Genomic DNA, 21,041 nt, shown 5'->3' on the forward strand with positions numbered 1-21,041 from the left:
CAAAAAGATTAATTGATCATTGGGGTTAAAATTTGAAGGATAAACCAGCCGTAACACTCTTCATAATCGGATACTGGTATACGCCATAGTCACCCGCTATTGCCTCCGGATCGGCCACCTTGATGCTGTCAAATGTCAGCAGATTGGTTCCCGACACATACACCCGCAATCCACCAATTCCCAGGCGTTTGATCAATGAGTCACTGAGCGTATAGCCAATCTCCAGATTTTTCAAACGCATGTAGTTGCCGTTCATCAACCAGAATGACGAAGCGTCCCTGCTGGCACCAAGACTACTGGCACCGATTCCACCTACCCGAGGATATTTTCCATTCGGCGTCTCCGGCGACCAGCTATCCGTGAAAATACGAAGTACAGCCTGTTCGTCCCATAGGTCCGCTCGATTGGGAAACATAATTTCGCGGTTGGCCACGCCTTGGAAAAAATGCATTTAAATCAAGTCCTTTCCATTTTCCACCCAAGGTAAATCCGTAGATGATTTCCGGATTGATGCTTTTTTACTTAAGACCACATTATCCGCACCAGTAATATTACCGTCACCATTTTGATCCTTGAGCATTACATCGCCTAGGCTATAAGCAAATCCATTATAGGTAGGTAGCCCTGCAAGGTCAGCGGCTGTACGAGCGATCCTTCCGATTGGTAGCCCGTAATGAAATCGATCGGTCTTCCCACACGCTGTTGATAGTCAAATGCTCCGGCCAGGACATCCCATTTTTCCACTTTATTACGTGCAAAACTGAAGTTTCCACCCACAAAATAACTCAGGTCTTTATTGATCTGCCGATCGTGGCGCAGCGAAAGCTCGATCCCATAGTTGTTCACAATACCATAATTTTCTCTTGGCAACAGGGCGCCAAAGGTATTTGGTGTTGACGCTAGCCGTTGGCCAAGGATATCATACGTGTGTTTTTGAAAATATTCCAGGGCACCACTAAGTCCACCTTTAAAAAACTAAAGTCAACTCCGGCATTGGTAATACGGGTCTTCTCCCAGGTAATATCGTAATTCGGTAAGGCACCAGGCATAATTCCCGCTGTGGCGCCGCCAAATACAGCACCTGGTGTGATTGAATAACGATTGATATAACCATATTCAGCCACATTGTCGCCACCATCGTTCCCCAGAAGTCCATGGGAAATACGGAGTTTGAGGTTGTCCACAAAACTCCATCTATCTTTAACAAAAGATTCCTCTGACAACACCCAACCTACTGCAACAGAAGGAAAAAAACCCCAGCGTCCTTCGGGTGCAAATTTTAATGAAGCATCGTACCTGAAATTGGCTTCCAGGAGATAGCGATTGTCATAGCCGTACGTAAAACGGCCTACGTAGCCCAGCCGACCAGTTTCGGTTTCACTACCCGTCGCATCTTTATTTTCTGCGGCGGCATCAATAAAGAGCTGTTCGATCGAGGTCGACAGCATTTTATTGCGGAATCCGTAGAGATAAGCGGTATTGCCCTCGCTCTGTTCATACAGGAAAAGTCCGGTCACCGCGTGCTTACCAAAGACGCGGTTATAATCCAACGAGAGATTCAGGGTATAGGAATTATTCTGATTAAAGGATGCATAGGCACTGTTTTCCCAGTCCCCAGCTGCAAAGTCCGGATCACCTTATCTGTCGTGATGTGATTGTGTCCACCTGTTGTTTCAAATTCAGCCACATTATATTTCTTCCGGACGGTCTTATTATAATCATAGTATTTCCGGTAGTTCATCGTCGCATTGGCTTTCAGTCCTTCAATGCCCGGTATTTTATAATCCAGACGCAAAAGCCCATTGAAGGTATTACGGTTCCATTTGCTAAAACCTGCATTATCAATCAATGCAATTGGATTCCATTGCTGGTAGGCCCGCACATAGTTATCCCCGATTTTCCAGGGCATCATCGGCGGTTTGTTGAGTAGGCCACGATAGAGGTCAAACATTCGGTCATCATCACCACCATCGTAAGGCCAATAAGGTCTTGAGCGCCCTTGCAGGGAGGCATCCAGGTTGAGCGACACACTCAGCCTTTCGGAGATCTTTGCATCGACATTCGACCGCAAGTTATAGCGGTTATAGTCCAGGTTATTGAACGCCCCGTCCTGATAATAATAGCCAATGGATGAGAAATAACGAATATTTTCGCTCCCGCCATTCACCGTCAGGTCATGCTTGGTATAAACGGGATCATGCCAGGCACCTTTAAACCAGTCGTAATTGGTCTGATTGTCCTTAAAATATTGGATTTCATCATCCGTATAATAACTTGGATCCGTCAGAGGGAGATTATTGAATTTGGCTACCCTATTTCTATAGATCGAATGTTCATAGGCGTTCATTCTTTCGGGCACACGGGTATAGGTATCTTTTCCCACAAAAGAGGAATAGGTGATGACGGGCGCCTGCGTACTGCCGCGTTTGGTGGTGACCAAGACGACACCATTTGCCGCCCGGGCCCCATATACGGCTGCCGATGTGGCGTCCTTCAGAATGGAAATCGTTTCGATCTCTTCCGTGCTCAGCGCCTGAAAATCATTGAGCGTACGCGGGATACCGTCGATGACATACAGCGGAGCGGTACCATTGGTCGTGCTTTTACCGCGGATGACAATGTCCGAACCCGAACCGGGGCCGCCACTGCGCTGGCTGGCAAATACCCCGTTCACACGTCCAGCAAGGGCGTTGGTGATATTGGATGTTGGGAAGGTATTTAGATCCTTGCCCGACACGCTGGAAATGGAGCCCGTGATATTTCGCTTCTTTTGATTGCCATAACCGACGACAACCACCTCATCCAGACCGACGTTAGACGATGATAATACGATTTTTAGTTCACCTAGATTTTCTAGAATAAGTTCCTGCCGGTCGTAGCCCACCGAGCTAAAGACCAAGCGGTCACCAATTGCAGCTTTTTCTAATGTGAAACTACCATCTTCGGCCGTCTTGGTGCTAGTTGCCTTGCCCAATACAGCGACGCTGACACCGCTGATCGCTTCCCCTTTGTCGTTTCTTACGGTCCCCTTGATCCCCTGCTGTTGTGCAGTGATGTTATTTGTGGCAGATTCCATCGCATTTAAATTTGTCGTACGACGTTCGCGGGGCGCAATGGAGTACAGCTCATTATTTAGTTTGGTGACTGTGGCATCCGGCATCAGTTCTTGCAAAAATTGGATCAGCTCCTTTTGACTTTGGCGCTTCAGATCCATTGGCCGAAATCTCTTTAAGCAAATCCGGGCTGTAGCTAAATTTTACGTTGAATTTTCGCTCAATTTTGTTCAGCAACTGGATGATAGATTTTGACGTTTCCACACGTTGCATGGCGACTCCTTCACGCCAGGTACTCCCCAGGCCAGGGCAGCAGGAGACATTGCCAGTGCCGTAAGGACAAATGTCGGCCCAGCAATTCCTTTCAGAATTTTACTCATAATAATTAGTTTAATTGGTTGGGTTCAATAATATATTTGCCGTCGATGAGCTCCACGGTACAATTCAATGATTTACTTAAGGTATTCAACGCCAGGTTCAGGTCATTCCTCGGTATATAGCCCGTAAATGTCATCCGCGATAAATTGGTATCTGCGATTTCAATGGAGCAGGAATATTGACGTCCTATTTTCCGCACCACGTCTTTCAGCAGATCGTTATCAAAGGCCAGCAAGTTATTTTTCCAGGCATTATAGAAGACCGTATCGACCGATTTTTTTCCATGCGCTGCTCCAAAGTACTGAAAAGAGCCCTCTCCCCTGGTTGCAGCCGCAGCTGCTGATCCGCAGCATTCACTTCGACACTACCTTTATTGAGCACCACATATGCTTTATCTTTCCAGGCGCTCACATTAAATTCGGTACCCAATACCTTGACATTCATGCCAGCAAGGGTATGCACGATAAAAGGCTTTTTCTTGTCATGGGCGACACTGAAGTAGCCATCCCCTTTGATCCAGACCTCCCGGATGGAATCTATGCCGAAATGGTTGGATACCTCGAGCTCGGAACCCTTGTCCAGCGTAACTGCTGTCCCATCCGGAAGCTGATAGATTTTCTTTTCATCTGCTGCACGATAGACCGTTTTAATACTTTTGGGGATCTGCTGTACCGTAAAGAGATAATATATTCCTGATAGCATCAGCAATGAGGCAGCCACCGCCCACCACCTTCCGGGCCTGAAACGTGGATCTGCAACTGGCTGAGCTGGAATTTCCGTCGCGACAATAGCTGCAAAAATACGGTCCGAAGCATCCGCTGTCAGTACATCTTTTTGGAAATAAATGGGGCAATCTGGTCATATTCAGGAAAGGCATCCCTATACTGTTCCTCTTTAAGGACCGATAGCAATACATCTATTTCAGCCTGGGTACACTGCCCATGGATAAACTTGATATAAAGCGCGGTTACTTCTTGGTTGGTCATCATATTTACTCGGTTATATAGAGCTAATACAACCAAGTCAGCTAGAGGGACGATCCTCTTTTTTTTTTTTTGAATATAATGATAAAACACTAACAATAAGCTTGTTAAATTTGCATTTACCTCCAGGTAATGGCGAATAAACTTAAGTGATTTCACCATTTGGTCCTTGACGGTATTTTTGGAGATATGCAGTTGTTCCGCAATTTCCTCATGGCTCAAATTCTCTTCGCGGCTCAGTCTAAAGATGCGCTGACGCTGGCTAGGCAGCTTCTCTACCGCCTGATCGTAGATCCCTTTCAGTTCTTTATAATGGACGAGTTCTTCGACCGCATTGCTTTCGATGGAATAGTTGTAGAAAACATCGTTCAAATAAGTCTGCTGAACCACAAAAGACTTCAATTTGTTGTAAATGGTATGTTTGGCAATGGTGAAGATATAAGACTTGATATTTTTATCGCTATCGATTGACTCCCAGTTGAGCCAAAGTTTCATAAAAACATCCTGCACCAATTCTTCGGATAGTTCCCGCGACCTAAAAAACGTAAGGCATAACCAAACACATCATCTTTGTATTGGTCAAAAAGAGCCTTAAAAGCATGTTCTTTACTTAGGTGATCGGTACTACCCATTGTTTATAAAACAGTTCTGTCGGCGAAATATAGGAGATTTAATCAAATTGCAAAAAATTAAAAGCCATGCAATCGATTGTTTAAAATTTTATCAGACATGGGGTATACAGCACATCGGTAGAAGGTAATGCACATCTTTCACAACATTTGCATTGCAATCGGCAAGGTTTAATATTTTCGGAACTCGAAATTTTTATTAAATTTAAACTATTATTAGCTATTTTTTTAATGACTCGTCGCCCTTGATTTTTACCCCGTATTTTTTTGAAATTAAAGTGAAGAAAATAATGAAAGTTTTAATAATGGTCGTAATTGCTTTTGTTTTTATACAATGCACAAGCAGACAAAATGAAAAATCGGAAAATTTTGATTGGCTATTGGGAAAATGGCAATGTACCAATGAAGCGGCCGGTAAAAGAACGTTTGAGAATTGGGAGAAAATTAACGATTCAACGTATGCTGGTTTTGCTTTTACCCTGCAAAAAGACGACACCATCAATCAAGAAAAAATGAATATCATAAAGACCGATGATAACTGGAAATTACGTGTAAAAACACCAGATGAAAAGGATTTTATTTTATTTGAAATGAGTACTATAAACCTTGGTCAATTTGAATGCAAAAATGACTCTCTACCATTTCCGAATAGGATAAAATATTGGCGAGATGGCGAGCAATTAAAAGCAACGGTATCAGGAGATAGCCTGCAAATTCCATTCGAATTTAAGAAGCTTTAAACAATTTCGATGAAAAATATATTCCTGATCATTACCTTACTGGTCATCAACGTTCAGCTCAAAGCACAATCGACGCTGCAACTAAAAAAACAATTACAAGAAATTATAGCTCAGAAAAATGCGACAGTCGGAATTTCAATAAAAGGCATAGCAGATAAAGATACCTTAAGCATCAATGGGAGTTTGAAAATGCCCATGATGAGTGTCTTCAAATTTCATATTGCACTTGCTGCACTTCATCAAGTGGACAAGGGCAAATTAAGGCTCGACCAAAAATTTTTTATCAAAAAGATGAACTGCTTGAAGATACATGGAGCCCCATGCGGGATGATTATCCCAATGGAAATATTTACCTGACCCTGGATCAACTCTTACGCTATACGGTATCCCACAGTGATAATAACGGCTGCGACATCTTATTAAATCTGCTTGGCGGTCCAGAAAAAGTGCAGGATTTCATCCGCCAACAAGGCATTAAAGATATCACCATCATGGTCAATGAACAGCAAATGAGGACCTGGGATAATCTGTACGTCAATACCACCACACCGATAGCCACTACCCTGCTTCTGGAAAAATTCTATCAAGGTAAAATACTAAAAAGGAAACCAGCAGCTATCTCTATCAGATTATGGTGGAAACATCCAGAGGAACAACCTGGATGAAGGCCGGCCTTCCGCAAGGAGCAGAACTCGCACACAGAACTGGAATATCGAATACAAACGAGCAAAATCTCAGAGCTGCAATGAATGATATCGGTATTGTGAAATTGCCCAATGGTCATCATTTTACGCTCTCGATATACCTAATGAATATTACGGAAAAAGAGAAGACAGTGAAAAATTAATTGCCGACATCACTGAAGCGACCTGGAAATACTTTACAGGTAATTAGCCGCTGTCTTATTATGCCTCTAAATGAGCTAGCACTGCCCCTTACTACCCAATAACGGTATTGAATGGTCTTTGATTTAGTGGAAAAACGATCACACAATTTATGTTTACTCCTTTTCCCGAAATATAGGCATACATCGCGGTGGCATGGCCATGACCTAATTCAAAATCCTCTTTTAGCCAATTAACGATTTGGGTTGCTTTAATTCCTTTTTTAATTTTCCCTCCTCAGTAAACCCTTTTTCAATCGCTAACTTTTCAAAATCAGCGCGGGACTTTCCGTCTTTTCTTCAATGTTTTTAATATAGGTTTGAAATGACATAAGATTTTATTTTTTATTAATTTATATTTTAAGTTCCATATTTTTCGAAATTTCTTTCAACTACTTCATGAATTCGTTCAATCTGTTTATGATCAGATCCCAGTCATTATCATGAAGTTCATGTCCCGTACCGTTTAATTTCAAAAGTTCTGAATTTTTAATCTCCGATAATAGTTTGTCCGTATGGCCAAAATGCCATATTTTATCTTCAGAACCATGAATTATCAATGTTGGTGATTTGCTCTCATTTAACCGGTCATAGTAGACCTCCCCTCCTTGTAGCAAGGCATGGTTAAACATACTCCGGTAATTTATGGATCGATGAAAATCTGCCCGAATTCTTTCTTCTTCTTTCGCATAGTTTACTGGTTTTTGGCCCGCCATCAGATGCGCACTTTCTAGCATATACTTTACTGTGGCATTTTCATCGTCCCAATTTACATCTGTTGCTTTGACCTGAAAGTCAATAATCTGCTTATCCATTTCAGGAACTTTAGGATCAGGTGTACCCCATGGTCCAGTAGACATTAAAACGAGTGAACCAACCCTTTCAGGATACTTGATCGCTACAATTTGGCCGATCAAACCACCTAAAGAAATTCCCATAAAATTCGCTTGTCCTATATGATATCCATCCAAAATATGAATGGCATCATCAGCAAGATCTTCCATACTGTAGGAGATAGAACCAGGCTTTCCTGTCGTCGATTTTCCGACGTCTCTGTTGTCGTATCGAATGACAAAAAAACCTTTTGGGATAATTTTTCGCAGAACTCCTGGTCCCAATATAATGACGAAACAGTGGCCCCGGCTATTAATAAAATCGCTGGATTTTCCGGTTGTCCAAAATGTTCTGTGTAAATGGAAATTCCATTCTTGATAATTATTTTTTCAGCATGTGATTTCATACAACTATTTATTAAAATGAAAATGGGTAAAAAATTCCGATTCTTTTCATTCCCAAAAGTACCATCAGTCTAAAAACTAAAATTGTATAAATTCGACATCTATTCTTTTACAAATAATGACAGGTCCTCAGAAAAATAGGCTACTGGCTTTTTACCGGTAAACGCTCTAAATTCTCTAATCATATGTGACTGGTCGAAATACCCTGCCTGCAATGCGACTTCGGTCAATGATAAATCCTGATTAATGGCATTCTCAATACTTTTTCAAAACGGACAATTCTTGAAAAATTTTTAGGAGAAAAGCCTGTCAATAGCTTAAAGTTACGTTCAAATTGCCGCTGAGATAGAAATTGCTGCTGGAGAACTTCTGTCATTTTCGTACTACCCTTATGAAAAACAATATGCTGTATTGCAGGAATGATATCAGCTAGCCTGGGTGAAAATTTATTTATCCTTTGTTCTAGGTATTTGGTCACCACAGCAACTCTTTCTTGTGTATTGACACAGTTCAAAACCTTTTCCTCTAAAAAAACGCCCTCCTTCCCCAATAATTCAGCTATTTCAATATTTTGATTCGTGATTTCAGATGTAGGAAGGTCAAAGAGAAATGGTATAGCATAAGGTTGAAAATAGATTCCAAAGACACCTACTTTTTGCTCGGCAGACAGCTGGCAAAAGGTATCTGTTTGCGACTGAAAACCACTATTGAACAAATTGATTGCTTCATGATTTTTGGAAATTTTCATTCCCGGAATATATTGAAAGGCTAATTTCGGATATATCGATGCTACAGATGAATGCTGGTACGAAGATGTTGCATCAAAATCGGCTTCAAAATTCCAGAAAAAACAAACCAAGTGCTTGATACTTTCCTTGGGATATACTTTCTCGTAGTTCATCTTATCGTATTTAGAATTGAGAATTTACAAAAATTAATTACTGAAAACAAAAGGAATAGCGCAAAAGATAGCTTTCCCTTCAACATATGAGACAGCTCATGAATAAATCTATACAAACCCTAAAACTGCTGTGTACAATATCAAGTTCGGTAATTCATTAAGGGTTTTGATGCGCACAACGAATGTGATATGAGTTACCAAATGCCCACAAACGAACATTGCGTGTTCAATAACGAACAGCTAAAATGCAAACAAGCAATACAAATAACTATATATCAAAACTTTATATTTCATACATTTCATTTGTCCCAGTAAAATTTTACCAGCGAAACTGTCTAAATTTAGTACTCGTATAGGCTTAGGTTTGCTCAAGAAAATACACTGGATAACAACACTTTTCTGAATATTCTCGGGACGATAAAAAGGAATATCCTGCTTTCGAATACCTCCCGAATGATCAGCGCCATTATTCTAATTTAGGCTATAGCTTATTGGGACTAGAACGGGCGGTGAAAACAGACTACGGCCGCTACATAAAATCAGCGATTTTGAATTCAATAGTTTTGATGAATATATTTCTAATTTGATATTGCCCGCATTTGCCGAAAGTCCATTACCGGACTTGCAACAATATGCCGGAACCTATCCACTGGGGGTGGCAAAGCATCATTCGAATATACCAAAAGGAGGGCAAATTATATACGATTTATCTAACAGACATCTTTGCGGATACCGCCTTAAAGTTTTCAGAAAATACCGCTATGATCCTGGAAGATCAGACCGGTATTTCCGTCCGCTTCGAATTTATGCGCGATAGGAAAAGAAAAGTGTCCCTGTTAAATTTAAATCAATTGATGTGGAAAAAGATTGATTTGCCGATACCCTTAACCAATAGGTTCGGCATGCACCCAATATTGAAAAATATCGTCAAATTCACGCTTCTGGTACAACAAGGCAATATTAGATTTCTTTGTTTTCCAAATTTTCAGCACCTTGTCTTTCGGTATCGATGATTTAAAGAGTTGCTTAAACTGTTGGTTTAAAACAGCTTCATCACCTTCAAAAGCTGCTTTGCCATACAACTGCGTGATATAGGCTGAAAGCGCCGCCTGTTCTTTATCAGCTAAGCCAGGATTGGGTCTCATATAGTCTGTGGAATCAAAACTGACTCTCAGACCCGAGAATAGTACATCATCCTTTTTCTCGGTCAGAATATGAAATTCATAGCCCAAGGTGCCATTGCTTGTGTAGCCAGTATTTTGACCTAAATTTTTAACCTGGTCCCAACTGACATTTAAAAAATCAGCTGAGGCTGAAATATTGACATTCATCGAATCCCTTACCAGCCTATTATTGTCCTTATACCCCGATAAAAAGATTTTATAGGTACCCGGAAGGTAGAAATGATGCCCCATTCCGTTGTAAAAGAATAACCACCTGCCTGTTGACGCAAAAGATTAAACTTTTGGGAGCTCCCCTCCACTTGCCAGATCAGCGAATCCAAGTTGCTATATATCAGGGGTACCACCATCGATTCATTGGGTCCTTTATACGTGCTGTCCTTTAAGGTGAAGACCACCATATCATAAATGCCCGCCTTTTTAGTATCAGCAATAAGATGTAATGGCAGTGGTTTTACGGTCTCTTCTTTGGGTTCTTTATCCTTATCATCTTGATCCAATTGTTCGTATTTATCTGAACAACTAAAGACAAGTAAAGTCGAAAAAGCAAAAACACTTAAATATTTTAACATAGAAATATAAATTATACAGCAATTAACTGGACCATAAGATCAGCAAACCTACAAAATATTTCATTAATTAAACAACACTACAACTTACTTTTAACATCTTAAAACAACTTCGATTTTTTAATAAATAAATAAAACTTAATTAGATCAATCTGCTAAAGCTGTAGTGAAAACGGATTTTCATGTTTTTTTTTTTTTTTTTTTTGGAAGAGGATATATTTTACACTTATTCTCAAGGATATATCAAATAAAAATAAATGCCAATAAAAATATCTGATTTTTCTTAGTAGATAAAGAAATAATAGCTACTTTTGAATTTAACTTATTAATAATTTATGAATAGAAAAATATTTGCTAAAGCGTCATGTCTAACTCTTTCTTTGTTAGCAACAATTACTTCCTGTCAAAAGAATAATGACATGTCTGTCGACACGGGAATTCTAAATGGAAATATTAAAACAAAATCTTCAAATCAAACATTAAATTCATCCACAGGATGTAACGCTTTTGCTCCAAATTTTAGTACAGGTTCATGTGGATGGCCTTCGAATTGGTTTAATAACTATGTAATCAAAAAAAAAGTTACCCACAGTTACATTGGACACAGTATATTATCGAAGATCTATTATAAGACCTGAGGCCAAAATAAATTTCCCAATCGGCATTACTAGCCCTAACAATAGATACACGCTAATTGGACAACCAGATGGGAATCTTTATATCCATGATAACTCAACAAATAAAGTTTTATGGGACGCGGGTTCATATAAGTATGGAAATCAGTATCCTTATCAAATGAGATTCCAAGAGGATGGAAATTTAGTGATATATGCAAATAAAACTGGTTTATTTGATCATACGGTCTGGGCTACAGACAATCTTTATGTCCCAAGCACAGATTACTTCTACAGTACAATAAGGTATAATTCCATGTACATTTTACAAGACGACGGGAATTTAGTACTATATAGAGATATTAACGGAGGCGGACTTGTTCCTGAAACTGTAATACTTCTACAACCAGTTGCGCATACAGGAACATGGGATGGAAGAAAATCCGCTCATTGGAGAGAGATCAAGTAGTTATACTGCCACCTAATTATTGATAAAAGCCTAGACCAAAATCCAGGCTTTTATTAATTTGGTTTTCCGATAGATCCCGAGACATCTAATTTAGTCAAGTTCGTCAAATAAATATTTCGACTTCTCTAATTGCTGGGATAACCCGTTTTACTTTCTTTAGATTATGATTTGATCATCGCCAACGCAAACTGAAATTGCGATAAATAATATACATTAAGTTAATAGATTTTTTCGATATACCAAGAAAAGTTTGTGTGATTCAAAAGGACTATCGCTTACGCGCTCTCTGTTGCCGATAAAAACGCTGCATTAAATCCTCTGATTGCAATAAGATTCAGAATAGCGGCCTCATCACGTTTTAAGGTGCGCACCGTAATTGTACATAGTTTATCCTGTAAATCTGCCGAAATATATTTTAGATCAGCAATATGCCGACTGAGATAGGTGATTAGATCTGCACGTTTGGCCAGCACCTGGGCCGAAACAGCGAAGGTTAGTAAGTAGTATTTCATTTTTCCCTGTATTTTTTGTCCATGACGAAATCCTTAGCGACAAGCCGATTGTCCCGATCAGCTTAAGCTATCTCCCGTTATATAGCGTAACAAATATAAAAATTTTTGACCATTAAACAACAATAGTCAAAAGTAAAGAATAAAAAAATAAGAGCCCTACAGTGCTACAACAGACCAAATGAATATTAATAATTTATTAATATTCGTAAAACGCAGAGGTATAATTGCCTATCTATATTTGGTCTTTGCTTAATTATCATGGCTAATTATGAATTTACAGCGCTTACAGATCAGGAACTGCTCGATTTGGTCCAATCGCAAGACAACAAAGCTGCTTTTTCTGAACTCTATAACCGCTATTGGGAGACCTTGATCAATCTCGCCGGGAAAAGGACGCTCTCCTTGCTATGGCAGAGGAAATCGTTCAGGATGTTTTCGTCAATTTTTATTTACGGCGGAAGGAAATCCAAGTCAGCCATTCCCTTTCGGCTTACTTAAAAACAGCGATTAAATTTCAGGTCTTTAAAACCTATCGGGCACAAAAGATCCAGGATAAATATATCGAAACAGTAGCTTACAGTGGCTATACGGCTCCTATTCAACCTGACAATATCCTAGAGGCGAAACAAATCCATGCCGAGATTTTTCAGATCACCGAAAAAATGCCGGCCACCTGCAAAGAGGTTTTTCTATTGAGTCGTTTCGAAAAACGTTCCAATCAGGATATTGCCGACCAATTGAATATTTCCGTGGCCATGGTCCGTAAGCACATCACCAAATCCATGAATATCATGCGCAACGAAATCAAAGAACATCAAATGGATATTTTCTATCTGGTACTGCTACTATACACGCATAAAAATTAAGTAAAATCATTTTTTTGAAATTCCTGTTCCCGCTTTTAAATACTTAGGGTACTAGTTAGTATAAAGCAAAGGAAATGGACGATCAAAATCAACAGATACTCGATATACTCGCTAAATATGAAGCAGGAACCATCACCGAAGATGAGTTGCAGCAGCTTGAAGATTGGTATGCTTCCTTTGAAGCCAATCCAGATCTTATCGAAAGTTTAAGCCCCGAAGAACGCCTAGTCAGAAAAAAAAACAACTGCAGGAAAAGATCTTCGATCAGCTTGGGCCCGAGACATCCTCAGCAGTGAAAATGTCCCAAAAGCGATTTTTTCTAAATCCGGGCAATAGGCTATGGCAAGCCGCCGCATCCTTAGTTCTCATCTGTGCAGTCTCATTTTACATCTTCCAGAAGCAGGCCGACAAGCCCAGCAGCGCAGAAGAACTAAGCAGCAACATCAATCCCGCGACGGATCAAGCCACCTTAACACTCGGTAATGGTGAAAAGATCCTATTGGATAACTCCAAAAACGGAGAGCTCAGCGCCGAAGGCAACATTCACATCAACAAACTGAAACCCGGCAATCTGGTTTACACAGCTAGCAAAAAAAGGTTAGCAAGGTGCATACCAATATACTTTCTACCCCACGGGGTGGCAGATACCAGTTGACCTTAGCCGATGGCACCCAAGTCTGGTTGAATGCACAATCCTCGATCACCTACCCTTCCGCCTTCCAGGGGACTTCGCGGGAAGTGACGATCACAGGCGAAGTGTACTTTGAGGTGGCACACAACGCGGCCATGCCTTTCCGCGTGAAGTCTGAAAATCAACTGATCGAAGTGCTAGGCACACACTTTAACGTCAATACCTACAACGCCAAATCTAGTGCTAAAACAACCCTCTTAAGCGGTTCCATCGCCTTGACCAATAGCCATCAGCGCATTATCCTCAAGCCTGGTGAACAAGGTATTGTAGCCGCACATTCGATGTCCGTAAAAAATGTGGACCCAGTAGAAGCAATCGCATGGAAAGAGGGCTATTTTGACTTTACGGATGCCGATATCGGCAGCGTTATCGACGAACTGGGCCGTTGGTATAATGTGGACATCCGCTATAATGGTACCGCAACAAAGGAAACCTTTACGGGAAGAATACCGCGGTCCTGGCCTTTTGAAAAAGTATTAAATCTATTAAAAACGTTTAAAAGCATTCAGGTAGAGATGCAAGGAAGGAGGCTTATTGTAGAAAAAAATAACACACAACCTGATGCCCAATTCCAAAAAAAGCCAATAGTGGTCCTAACACTACTGGCCTATAGCCGGAATAGGCAAATGAATTTCTCGATCCGATTTAACACATATTTCAGCTTAACAAATGTATAAAAAAATACAAAAATACGATTGAAAATGAAGCTAACCACCTTCATGACACTTTTTGGCATGCTACAGATCAGCTTTGGGGCGATAGGACAAAACATCAGTCTCTCCGAGAAGAACAGCTCCCTGGCCAAAGTATTCAAAAAAATAAGTACGCAGACAGGTTATGGTTTTTTAGTCGAAGGCAGCCTTCTTAAAATGTCCAGACCGGTCACAATAGAAACGCGCAACACCGATATAAATCGTGTACTGACAGAAATTTTCAGAAACCAACCGCTGACCTTTGTGCTGAAGGATCAATCCGTGATCGTTTCGGCAAAAAAACAGCAGTTATCCCCTTTCACTATCCCACAGCGCAGACAAAATCGGGACCCAACAACAGGGAAATATCAGCGGAAGGATTACAAACGAAAATGGTGAAGCACTCGCAGATGCAAGTATCACTGTGCTCCAAACCAGCCAGTCTTTAAAAAGTAAAGCCGATGGAAGCTATACGTTGAATATTCCGGCCGGAACCTATACCATTGAAGTCAGTTACATTTCCCATCAGACAAAAAGGATCACTGACATCGTTGTCCATGCCGGGAAGCAGACCAACCTAAGCATCGTTTTAAAAGATGTGATCAAAAGCTTGGAGCAGGTCGTTGTCACGGGAAGTTATAAACAGGAAAGTATTGCTTCTCTATATACCAAGCAAAAAAATGCAGCGACGATCTCCAACGGTATCAGTCGCGAGCAGATAGCTGTTTTACCGGACAAAAACGTTGGTGAGACTTTAAAACGTATCGCTGGTGTCAGTACCAATGACAACCGCCGTGTTGTGATCCGGGGTATTGCCGAACGGTATAACCTGGCCATGATGGATGGCGCCACCCTCCCGAGTACCGACGTGCAGGTACGGGACTTCGAATTTGATATTGTACCGAGCAACCTGATCGACAATGTCGTTATCCACAAGACTTCATCGCCAGATCTGAGCTTTGGTTTTGGTGGTGGACTGGTCCAGATCAATACCCTGGCCATTCCAGTCAAAAACTTCACCTCCTTTTCACTGGGAAGCAAATATATCAATGGGTCAACGGGAAAAGATTTCCTGGGCTACGGCCGTGGCGGCTGGGACTACCTGGCATTTGACGATGGCACACGGGGCAATTTCCCAAGGGATTTAACCGTGTTCAACGGTATCAATTATGATCCCGCCAACCCCTATAAACCCGTGCCTGAAGGCGTGACACCTTTACACCGGAAATGATCGCTGCACAGAATAAACGCATCGGCGGATTAGAACGTTTGGGCACACGAAAATATACGGCGCTACCCGGACAAAATTATCAGTTCAGCCTGGGACGGAGTTACAATACGATGAAGGGCATCTTTGGATTTGTCGGTTCGATCAGCTATCGAAATGAACAGTCTATTGATAATATCTCCAATTTTGAACGCGGCAATTGGCAGAAAGTCGAGGGGACAACCTACGATATCAGCACTGGAAAAGAAATCCATCCGACGACCTCGATGCAGTACAACTTTAATTCGAGCTTAAGCGGATTGATCAACCTGGGCTGGAACAGCAAAAACCACAAAATAACCTCCCGCAACTTTTATTCCCGCATGTTCAACAATCAATTTTCCGTGATCCAGGGCTGGGGAAATGATATCGGCTACGATTCGAGACCTGCCATTCGAGAATATGACCGCCCCAAATTTATCAATATGCTCCAGAATAGGTTGGACGGGGAGCATCGCTTCGGCGATTTTAAGCTGGAATGGAATGTCGCCCGCAATCGCCTGAACAACCTCGAGAAAGATGCCACCGAAGCCTGGCTCGCCCCGATCGGCCTCCTAAATGATACCATTTACAATATTACTCCTTCGCACTATGCCAATGCCGGGGACAGGACATTTACACGCTCCGAATACCACTATACGGAGACCAATAAAATTGCTGAAGGTGCATTGAGCTATCAGACCAACTGGTTGGGGCAAAAGCAGACCCTGAAAGCCGGCTACCAGTTTATGGATCGGCATGGCCTTTTGAATGGGTCTCGCTGCCGATCGTTTCGGTCGGTGCCAACACCCTCTCCCCTGTAAATACCTGGTCGAAATACCTGGAGCTTAAAGATCCTTTGCATGGGATGTTCTATTATCCCGCGGCGTTCTCCATCAGCGCCTATGAAGGGAAAAATAGCAACCAAGCGGTCTATGGCATGCTAGACAATCGGTTCAATTCCTGGATTCGACTGACATGGGGCTTACGTGCCGAATACTTCAAATATAAAAGTTTGCAAAACGGCGATAATGACCTGCAAATGGATGCACGCACCATTGCCATGCAGAAACAACGCTTTGTGGATCCAGCGACCGGAAAATTGGTGGGCATGACGGCAGATCCCGAAACCGAAGAAAAAACCTGGCGCTACCTCCCATCGGCGAGCCTGACATTGACGCCATTACAGGATTTCAATATCCGGATGGCCTATTCGCAGTCGGTTGTCCGTCCCGCATTGATTGAAAACTCCAGAATGGTGCGCCAGGATCCGGCACTGGGCGGCGCTTACCGTCGGAATGAAGGCGTCCTGTCTACCGTAATTAACCACTATGATATGCGTTTGGAATGGTATCCTTCGATTGCGGAAGTCATTTCAATTGGATTTTTCTATAAATATTTCCAGAACCCGATCGAGTTGTACCAGCAGATGATGGATTCCTCACACCGCATCTATGTAACGACCAATAACTCGGAATGGGCCAAAATAAAGGGACTGGAATTTGATATCCGCAAAAACTTAGGATTTATGCTTCCGGGCTCCCTGCTGGAGAATTTTAATTTCAGCGGAAACGTCACACTTCAACGCTCAGAAGTACAATCGGCCGAATTCAGGGCCAAAGGCATCGGCACCGATAAATATGGAAATACCTTTGAATACCGCGAAAAACAATTCCTGAAAAGTAAACGTCCCTCTATGGACAGATCCCTGTCGTCTATAATGCGGCATTACAATATGCCGGAGACCGCTTAGGTGCCAACGTGGCCTTCAACCATATGGGGTATAAAACCTTTATGACCGCCATGAGCGAAGAGCTGATCGAATACGAACGCCCCCGCAATCAGCTCGATGCACAACTGAGCTACAAATTACTGAAAAACAAGAATCTGGATCTTAAACTCAATCTGAGCAATCTGCTGAACAGTCCATTCCGTTTTTATGTAAACAGAACCGAAACATTCAAAGTGCAAGATCGATGGAAAGGCTTGTCAAACTCCGAGTGGCCGACACAAGAGTGGGATGAGATCTACGAATGGAAGTTTGGCTTTTCCCAAAAATATGAGGAAGGTTACTACGAGACCTCTGCAGATGGAACCAAAAAGACACGTGTAGGCGACAAAGAAACCTTCAACCGGAAAGTAGGCAGTTCCTTTAGCCTATCCATTGGATATACATTTTAAATCACTATTATGACACCAAAAATAATCTTAACAGCCACGGCGATCTCCTTTTTCTGTTCTTCAGCCTATTGTCATGCAATAAAGGCGGGGACGACCTATTGTATCATTCCAATATACATTTGATCAATTTAAGTGGTTATAATAACAGCAATGAGGAACTTATTCTTCAATTGGATACCTTTCCCCTACAGTGACGCCAGCGTTTAGCAAAATCGCTTTTGGAGCCAAGTATAATTTCAATGATCCAAACAAACAGCACTTAAAATTTATCATGAAATCCAAAGTGACCGATAAAATTCTGCTGGAACGGGAAATCAAAGCTACCGATACCGCAACTGAGACAAACCTCAATCTGATCTATATGAACGGAAAGGTAGGCGATTTTCCGGTGATTCCGGCGCCGGTAGAGGGCAATGTTCAATTAATCTATATGTTCCAGTCCAATATGTTAAATTACCGCGAACCGGTGGATATTGTATTTAAGAAATACTATTTTATTCCCAAAGTGTTTGAAGAGGTCATCCGCATCAAAAAATTAAAACCCAATGAGTTCTCACAGCCCATCTCTTTTGCCCCCTTTCCCTTAGGCGTACAGGAATATAATGGGCAGAAAACGCCCGTATTGTTTCGGGCCCATATTTATAAAGCCGGGACAGATATACCGTATACAGTGGGGACCTCCTTTCAATTCGACCCGCTTATCTCGGTTGCGCCGACACCCTCGCCCACAAAGGCTGCTTCCAAGTTATTCATCATCAACGAAGCTCCGGTCAATAATATGATACAGTTTAATAAGGTTTTAGAATTATAATTTATACAGATGAAAAATTTGTTGACAAAGACATTTTTCCCATGCATTGCGCTGCTGCTAATCGGCATTCCATTTTTTTCAGCGCCTGCAACAAGGATACTCCTGAGGTCGAACGCGCGATGCATATTCTGATCAATGGCTATCATGGCGGAGAGCATCCATTGGTCGTAGCGATTGATACCACCGTATTTGATCATAAAGATGGTAAATTTATCATCCAGCCCCAGAGCAATATTCATTTTACAACTGCTTATAGCTACAAAACAGCAAAGAAAAGACTGGTGACGTTAACTGACACCGTGACAAAGAAAGTGGTCTACAGTGCCGAATTGCCTGAAAACACCATCAGAGTAAATTTCAACTACCTCTATTTTGATGGAAAGGTACAGGCGGTGGTTCCACCCGCTGCTGACCCCAATGTCAATAAATTGGGCTTTTACATTTATGATAAAAGCGTTGACTTCCCGATTGATATTTCTTTACAGAAGATCAATGCAACTTCGGGCGATGTCCGTAAGGAGTACATTGCAAAAAATGTGCTTCCCGGAACATGGGTCTATGTCGATTATCTGCCACTCAAGGATTTTGACAAAACCGCCGATCTGAGGAGTGCTACGGTTCATTTCACAAAGGCCAATACAGAGGAATGGGCTTTTGAAGGTGATGAAACAAAAAGTAAGCTCGGTGCTGAGGGATTCTTTTTCCCAAAATTGAACGATAAGGGAAAAATTCAGCCCTATTTTATTGCACCCAAGGTGCCTAATCAAATATTCAGCCGGCTTTTCTTCTATTTGGATTAACCGGATTCAGAGCTAATCATTGGCGATCAGATAAACCTCCAGATTTATCTGATCGTCATTGTTAGCAGTAAGCGTCAAACGCGACTTTCTCGTCCCTCCTTTTCCAGCAGTGGCTCGGTACCGTCATCGCCCTTTGCACCACAACCAAACTACTATTATATACTACCTTTTAAAAATGGTATACACCAGGCTGCAATTCAAAGACCAAGTAATTCTCCTCTGTCGCTAACCGACGGATCCTTTTTCATCTGGCAGCAACTGTATAAGATCTTCCTTTGGAACCTTTAGGGTGGCTATCGTATTGGGCGGCACCACAGTCTCCAGTTGCAGCCTGCCAGCCTCCCTTTGCCAGTGGATCTTGATCAAACCACTCGGCGCCCTAAAGGCTGTCTTTACCCAGCTGATAGGCAGATCCTGGCTTCTCGGCACCTGTATGACAAAGGAGCGGTACCCGGGGCTCAAGGGTTTTATCCCCGCAAGCCCATCGATATACCATGCCCCAGGATATAAAAATGAGCTATGGAGGAGCGAATGTCCCGGAAGATCTTTTTCCCACATCTCCCAAATCGTTGTGGCTCCGTTGGCCTTCATATATCCCCAGCTGGGGTAAGTTTCCTGCTTCAGCATACTATAAAGCAGATCATGACGACCGACAGACCGCAAGTACTTGAAAAGCAATGCTCCGCCAGTGATCCCCGCATGGATATGCCCTTGATGTTTGACCAGGATATTCTGTGTCAACTGTTCAAGAATCTTTGCCCTGTCCTCCACTTTAGCAACTTCTGCCAACAGCGCTAGCGCCTGATTGGACATGGAGCCATCAGCATACAACTGCGTTTTCGAATTGTAAAATAAGCTGTTAATGGCAGCCGTTGCCAAATCCGCCTGTTTTTCCCATTCGCCTGCCTGCTCCTTTTCGCCGATCGCCAAAGCAATCCGAACAGCTGTACGCAGATTGTATACCCTGTACAGATTATTGAAACAAATGTTTTCGGCTTTGTTGTTATTCATCCCCTCTGCAGTGGCATTCGGCCACAGCCAATCCCAAAAAGTCCCAGGTACCACCATAGGGTTGAAGGATATGATCATGAACATGGGTATTGATGTACGCGATCCAGGTCTTGATCAGATTGAAATTATTTTTTAATATGTGCAAGTCACCATAGTGCTGATAATGGCTCCAGGGGAGCATAACGACAATTCCGCCCCAGGCCGGACCACCACCACCCCAATACGTCGGGGCAGTATGCGGCAATATACCATTATTGAATATACGGCCACTCGTTTCATTCTTTCGGGCCCAGGATGGATCGTTCATATCGCCCACCATAGACTCTGTGCCCTGCACATCACGCCAGTCCTGCATCCATTTTTCATAGAATGCCGCCATATTGAAGTTGGCCATACCTGTTTCTGAGGTGGCATGCGCATCGCCACCATAGCCCATACGTTCCCGTTGTGGACAATCGACGATCATTCCCCCAGGGAAAGATTGCTGTAAGTCCATAAGATACGGTCGTAGATCCAATTCTGTAAACTATCTGAACAGCTAAATTCCGTCACTGGCGCAAATCCGGTGCGGATGGCCCAGCCTTTTATCGCGC

Annotated in this window: 32 protein-coding genes and 1 pseudogene; 14 read left to right on the top strand and 19 right to left on the bottom strand. The window is 42.2% G+C overall.

Translation table 11 applies throughout. The features are described 5' to 3' along the window. Nucleotides 1-25: 25 nt before the first annotated feature. The 10 genes from KUH03_RS01195 to KUH03_RS01240 all read right to left on the bottom strand — a co-directional run bounded on the left by KUH03_RS01195 (nucleotide 26) and on the right by KUH03_RS01240 (nucleotide 5,046). Nucleotides 26-415 carry a hypothetical protein gene (locus tag KUH03_RS01195; protein WP_257091192.1) on the bottom strand — a complete coding sequence of 130 codons (390 nt, stop codon included), beginning with the start codon at nucleotides 413-415 and terminating at the stop codon, nucleotides 26-28. 36 nt (nucleotides 416-451) lie between these two features. Then, nucleotides 452-580: a hypothetical protein gene (locus KUH03_RS01200; RefSeq protein ID WP_257091193.1), complete on the bottom strand. Its 129-nt coding sequence runs from the start codon at nucleotides 578-580 to the stop codon at nucleotides 452-454. A gap of 8 nt (nucleotides 581-588) precedes the next feature. Further along, nucleotides 589-870, bottom strand: coding sequence for a hypothetical protein (locus KUH03_RS01205; RefSeq protein WP_373564606.1), 282 nt, complete (start codon nucleotides 868-870; stop codon nucleotides 589-591). 29 nt (nucleotides 871-899) lie between these two features. After that, on the bottom strand, nucleotides 900-1,550 hold the full coding sequence (locus KUH03_RS01210; RefSeq protein ID WP_257091194.1) for a TonB-dependent receptor: 651 nt from the start codon (nucleotides 1,548-1,550) through the stop codon (nucleotides 900-902). An 8-nt stretch (nucleotides 1,551-1,558) separates the two neighbouring features. Beyond that, on the bottom strand, nucleotides 1,559-3,214 hold the full coding sequence (locus KUH03_RS01215; RefSeq protein WP_257091195.1) for a SusC/RagA family TonB-linked outer membrane protein: 1,656 nt from the start codon (nucleotides 3,212-3,214) through the stop codon (nucleotides 1,559-1,561). Nucleotides 3,215-3,283: 69 nt separating this feature from the next. Further along, on the bottom strand, nucleotides 3,284-3,433 hold the full coding sequence (locus tag KUH03_RS01220; RefSeq protein WP_257091196.1) for a hypothetical protein: 150 nt from the start codon (nucleotides 3,431-3,433) through the stop codon (nucleotides 3,284-3,286). 5 nt (nucleotides 3,434-3,438) lie between these two features. Then, nucleotides 3,439-3,666 carry a DUF4974 domain-containing protein gene (locus KUH03_RS01225; protein WP_257091197.1) on the bottom strand — a complete coding sequence of 76 codons (228 nt, stop codon included), beginning with the start codon at nucleotides 3,664-3,666 and terminating at the stop codon, nucleotides 3,439-3,441. Next, nucleotides 3,639-4,151, bottom strand: a complete 513-nt coding sequence (locus KUH03_RS01230) for a FecR family protein (RefSeq protein ID WP_257091198.1) — start codon at nucleotides 4,149-4,151, stop codon at nucleotides 3,639-3,641. The genes KUH03_RS01225 and KUH03_RS01230 overlap by 28 nt, the downstream gene beginning before the upstream one ends. Nucleotides 4,152-4,252: 101 nt before the next feature. Beyond that, nucleotides 4,253-4,924: a sigma-70 family RNA polymerase sigma factor gene (locus tag KUH03_RS01235; RefSeq protein WP_257097978.1), complete on the bottom strand. Its 672-nt coding sequence runs from the start codon at nucleotides 4,922-4,924 to the stop codon at nucleotides 4,253-4,255. After that, complete coding sequence (locus KUH03_RS01240) at nucleotides 4,906-5,046, bottom strand: hypothetical protein (RefSeq protein ID WP_257091199.1); 141 nt, start codon at nucleotides 5,044-5,046, stop codon at nucleotides 4,906-4,908. Before KUH03_RS01240 ends, KUH03_RS01235 begins: the two co-directional genes overlap by 19 nt. Nucleotides 5,047-5,423: 377 nt before the next feature. Here KUH03_RS01240 and KUH03_RS01245 point away from each other — a divergent pair, with 377 nt between their 5' ends. Beyond that, nucleotides 5,424-5,783 carry a hypothetical protein gene (locus tag KUH03_RS01245; RefSeq protein ID WP_257091200.1) on the top strand — a complete coding sequence of 120 codons (360 nt, stop codon included), beginning with the start codon at nucleotides 5,424-5,426 and terminating at the stop codon, nucleotides 5,781-5,783. 189 nt (nucleotides 5,784-5,972) lie between these two features. After that, nucleotides 5,973-6,630 (top strand): annotated as a pseudogene (gene bla, locus KUH03_RS45115) (class A beta-lactamase). A 91-nt stretch (nucleotides 6,631-6,721) separates the two neighbouring features. Here the strand turns inward: bla and KUH03_RS47905 are convergent. The 6 genes from KUH03_RS47905 to KUH03_RS01280 all read right to left on the bottom strand — a co-directional run bounded on the left by KUH03_RS47905 (nucleotide 6,722) and on the right by KUH03_RS01280 (nucleotide 10,486). Beyond that, the gene (locus KUH03_RS47905) at nucleotides 6,722-6,895 is read right to left on the bottom strand and encodes a DUF4287 domain-containing protein (RefSeq protein WP_373564920.1); all 174 of its coding nucleotides are present in this window, start codon (nucleotides 6,893-6,895) and stop codon (nucleotides 6,722-6,724) included. Between the two features lie 163 nt (nucleotides 6,896-7,058). Then, nucleotides 7,059-7,784: an alpha/beta fold hydrolase gene (locus KUH03_RS01265; protein WP_257091204.1), complete on the bottom strand. Its 726-nt coding sequence runs from the start codon at nucleotides 7,782-7,784 to the stop codon at nucleotides 7,059-7,061. Nucleotides 7,785-8,005: 221 nt separating this feature from the next. Next, nucleotides 8,006-8,134, bottom strand: a complete 129-nt coding sequence (locus KUH03_RS47910) for an AraC family transcriptional regulator (protein WP_373564607.1) — start codon at nucleotides 8,132-8,134, stop codon at nucleotides 8,006-8,008. Then, nucleotides 8,131-8,805, bottom strand: coding sequence for a DUF6597 domain-containing transcriptional factor (locus KUH03_RS01270; protein ID WP_257091205.1), 675 nt, complete (start codon nucleotides 8,803-8,805; stop codon nucleotides 8,131-8,133). The genes KUH03_RS47910 and KUH03_RS01270 overlap by 4 nt, the downstream gene beginning before the upstream one ends. Nucleotides 8,806-9,689: 884 nt before the next feature. Further along, entirely contained in the window at nucleotides 9,690-10,136 is a 447-nt protein-coding gene (locus KUH03_RS01275) for a hypothetical protein (protein ID WP_257091206.1), read from the bottom strand. A gap of 8 nt (nucleotides 10,137-10,144) precedes the next feature. Beyond that, nucleotides 10,145-10,486 carry a hypothetical protein gene (locus KUH03_RS01280; protein ID WP_257091207.1) on the bottom strand — a complete coding sequence of 114 codons (342 nt, stop codon included), beginning with the start codon at nucleotides 10,484-10,486 and terminating at the stop codon, nucleotides 10,145-10,147. 864 nt (nucleotides 10,487-11,350) lie between these two features. Between KUH03_RS01280 and KUH03_RS01285 the strand changes: the two genes are divergently transcribed. After that, nucleotides 11,351-11,638 carry a hypothetical protein gene (locus tag KUH03_RS01285; RefSeq protein WP_257091208.1) on the top strand — a complete coding sequence of 96 codons (288 nt, stop codon included), beginning with the start codon at nucleotides 11,351-11,353 and terminating at the stop codon, nucleotides 11,636-11,638. 275 nt (nucleotides 11,639-11,913) lie between these two features. Here KUH03_RS01285 and KUH03_RS01290 read toward each other — a convergent pair whose 3' ends face one another. Beyond that, entirely contained in the window at nucleotides 11,914-12,150 is a 237-nt protein-coding gene (locus KUH03_RS01290; RefSeq protein WP_120257209.1) for a hypothetical protein, read from the bottom strand. Nucleotides 12,151-12,557: 407 nt separating this feature from the next. On the opposite strand from KUH03_RS01290, the gene KUH03_RS01295 reads away from it, so the two are divergent. The 11 genes from KUH03_RS01295 (at nucleotide 12,558) to KUH03_RS01345 (ending at nucleotide 19,437) form a co-directional block, all read left to right on the top strand. Then, on the top strand, nucleotides 12,558-13,016 hold the full coding sequence (locus tag KUH03_RS01295; RefSeq protein WP_257091209.1) for a sigma-70 family RNA polymerase sigma factor: 459 nt from the start codon (nucleotides 12,558-12,560) through the stop codon (nucleotides 13,014-13,016). A 74-nt stretch (nucleotides 13,017-13,090) separates the two neighbouring features. Further along, nucleotides 13,091-13,312, top strand: a complete 222-nt coding sequence (locus KUH03_RS01300; RefSeq protein WP_257091210.1) for a hypothetical protein — start codon at nucleotides 13,091-13,093, stop codon at nucleotides 13,310-13,312. Beyond that, complete coding sequence (locus KUH03_RS01305; RefSeq protein WP_257091211.1) at nucleotides 13,309-13,671, top strand: hypothetical protein; 363 nt, start codon at nucleotides 13,309-13,311, stop codon at nucleotides 13,669-13,671. The genes KUH03_RS01300 and KUH03_RS01305 overlap by 4 nt, the downstream gene beginning before the upstream one ends. Continuing rightward, nucleotides 13,668-14,384 carry a FecR family protein gene (locus KUH03_RS01310; RefSeq protein ID WP_257091212.1) on the top strand — a complete coding sequence of 239 codons (717 nt, stop codon included), beginning with the start codon at nucleotides 13,668-13,670 and terminating at the stop codon, nucleotides 14,382-14,384. The genes KUH03_RS01305 and KUH03_RS01310 overlap by 4 nt, the downstream gene beginning before the upstream one ends. A gap of 24 nt (nucleotides 14,385-14,408) precedes the next feature. Beyond that, entirely contained in the window at nucleotides 14,409-14,798 is a 390-nt protein-coding gene (locus tag KUH03_RS01315) for an STN domain-containing protein (RefSeq protein WP_257091213.1), read from the top strand. Between the two features lie 25 nt (nucleotides 14,799-14,823). After that, nucleotides 14,824-15,630 carry a TonB-dependent receptor gene (locus tag KUH03_RS01320; RefSeq protein ID WP_257091214.1) on the top strand — a complete coding sequence of 269 codons (807 nt, stop codon included), beginning with the start codon at nucleotides 14,824-14,826 and terminating at the stop codon, nucleotides 15,628-15,630. Further along, the gene (locus KUH03_RS01325) at nucleotides 15,627-16,469 is read left to right on the top strand and encodes a hypothetical protein (protein ID WP_257091215.1); all 843 of its coding nucleotides are present in this window, start codon (nucleotides 15,627-15,629) and stop codon (nucleotides 16,467-16,469) included. The genes KUH03_RS01320 and KUH03_RS01325 overlap by 4 nt, the downstream gene beginning before the upstream one ends. 44 nt (nucleotides 16,470-16,513) lie before the next feature. Next, entirely contained in the window at nucleotides 16,514-17,398 is an 885-nt protein-coding gene (locus KUH03_RS01330) for a TonB-dependent receptor domain-containing protein (protein ID WP_373564921.1), read from the top strand. Between the two features lie 8 nt (nucleotides 17,399-17,406). Next, nucleotides 17,407-17,826: a hypothetical protein gene (locus KUH03_RS01335; protein WP_257091216.1), complete on the top strand. Its 420-nt coding sequence runs from the start codon at nucleotides 17,407-17,409 to the stop codon at nucleotides 17,824-17,826. A gap of 190 nt (nucleotides 17,827-18,016) precedes the next feature. Further along, the gene (locus KUH03_RS01340; RefSeq protein ID WP_257091217.1) at nucleotides 18,017-18,637 is read left to right on the top strand and encodes a hypothetical protein; all 621 of its coding nucleotides are present in this window, start codon (nucleotides 18,017-18,019) and stop codon (nucleotides 18,635-18,637) included. A 41-nt stretch (nucleotides 18,638-18,678) separates the two neighbouring features. Beyond that, nucleotides 18,679-19,437, top strand: a complete 759-nt coding sequence (locus KUH03_RS01345) for a hypothetical protein (protein WP_257091218.1) — start codon at nucleotides 18,679-18,681, stop codon at nucleotides 19,435-19,437. A 225-nt stretch (nucleotides 19,438-19,662) separates the two neighbouring features. On the opposite strand, the gene KUH03_RS01350 is transcribed toward KUH03_RS01345, so the two are convergent. Then, on the bottom strand, nucleotides 19,663-20,448 hold the full coding sequence (locus KUH03_RS01350; RefSeq protein WP_257091219.1) for an alpha-L-rhamnosidase C-terminal domain-containing protein: 786 nt from the start codon (nucleotides 20,446-20,448) through the stop codon (nucleotides 19,663-19,665). Then, nucleotides 20,441-20,944: a hypothetical protein gene (locus tag KUH03_RS01355; RefSeq protein ID WP_257091220.1), complete on the bottom strand. Its 504-nt coding sequence runs from the start codon at nucleotides 20,942-20,944 to the stop codon at nucleotides 20,441-20,443. Before KUH03_RS01355 ends, KUH03_RS01350 begins: the two co-directional genes overlap by 8 nt. Between the last annotated feature and the right edge of the window lie 97 nt (nucleotides 20,945-21,041).

The sequence above is a fragment of the Sphingobacterium sp. E70 genome, assembly GCF_019285695.1.
GTDB lineage: Bacteria > Bacteroidota > Bacteroidia > Sphingobacteriales > Sphingobacteriaceae > Sphingobacterium > Sphingobacterium detergens.

Bases quoted from the DNA above. Each gene is read 5' to 3' on its own strand.
- KUH03_RS01330 (WP_373564921.1), top strand. From the start codon at position 16,514: ATGTTCTATTATCCCGCGGCGTTCTCCATCAGCGCCTATGAAGGGAAA.
- KUH03_RS01290 (WP_120257209.1), bottom strand. From the start codon at position 12,150: ATGAAATACTACTTACTAACCTTCGCTGTTTCGGCCCAGGTGCTGGCC.
- KUH03_RS01350 (WP_257091219.1), bottom strand. From the start codon at position 20,448: ATGAATAACAACAAAGCCGAAAACATTTGTTTCAATAATCTGTACAGG.
- KUH03_RS01300 (WP_257091210.1), top strand. From the start codon at position 13,091: ATGGACGATCAAAATCAACAGATACTCGATATACTCGCTAAATATGAA.
- KUH03_RS01240 (WP_257091199.1), bottom strand. From the start codon at position 5,046: ATGGGTAGTACCGATCACCTAAGTAAAGAACATGCTTTTAAGGCTCTT.
- KUH03_RS01215 (WP_257091195.1), bottom strand. From the start codon at position 3,214: ATGGATCTGAAGCGCCAAAGTCAAAAGGAGCTGATCCAATTTTTGCAA.
- KUH03_RS01220 (WP_257091196.1), bottom strand. From the start codon at position 3,433: ATGAGTAAAATTCTGAAAGGAATTGCTGGGCCGACATTTGTCCTTACG.
- KUH03_RS01325 (WP_257091215.1), top strand. From the start codon at position 15,627: ATGATCGCTGCACAGAATAAACGCATCGGCGGATTAGAACGTTTGGGC.
- KUH03_RS01295 (WP_257091209.1), top strand. From the start codon at position 12,558: ATGGCAGAGGAAATCGTTCAGGATGTTTTCGTCAATTTTTATTTACGG.
- KUH03_RS01200 (WP_257091193.1), bottom strand. From the start codon at position 580: ATGCTCAAGGATCAAAATGGTGACGGTAATATTACTGGTGCGGATAAT.
- KUH03_RS01275 (WP_257091206.1), bottom strand. From the start codon at position 10,136: ATGAATGTCAATATTTCAGCCTCAGCTGATTTTTTAAATGTCAGTTGG.
- KUH03_RS01270 (WP_257091205.1), bottom strand. From the start codon at position 8,805: ATGAACTACGAGAAAGTATATCCCAAGGAAAGTATCAAGCACTTGGTT.
- KUH03_RS01315 (WP_257091213.1), top strand. From the start codon at position 14,409: ATGAAGCTAACCACCTTCATGACACTTTTTGGCATGCTACAGATCAGC.
- KUH03_RS01195 (WP_257091192.1), bottom strand. From the start codon at position 415: ATGTTTCCCAATCGAGCGGACCTATGGGACGAACAGGCTGTACTTCGT.
- KUH03_RS01345 (WP_257091218.1), top strand. From the start codon at position 18,679: ATGCATTGCGCTGCTGCTAATCGGCATTCCATTTTTTTCAGCGCCTGC.
- KUH03_RS01285 (WP_257091208.1), top strand. From the start codon at position 11,351: ATGAGATTCCAAGAGGATGGAAATTTAGTGATATATGCAAATAAAACT.
- KUH03_RS01355 (WP_257091220.1), bottom strand. From the start codon at position 20,944: ATGGACTTACAGCAATCTTTCCCTGGGGGAATGATCGTCGATTGTCCA.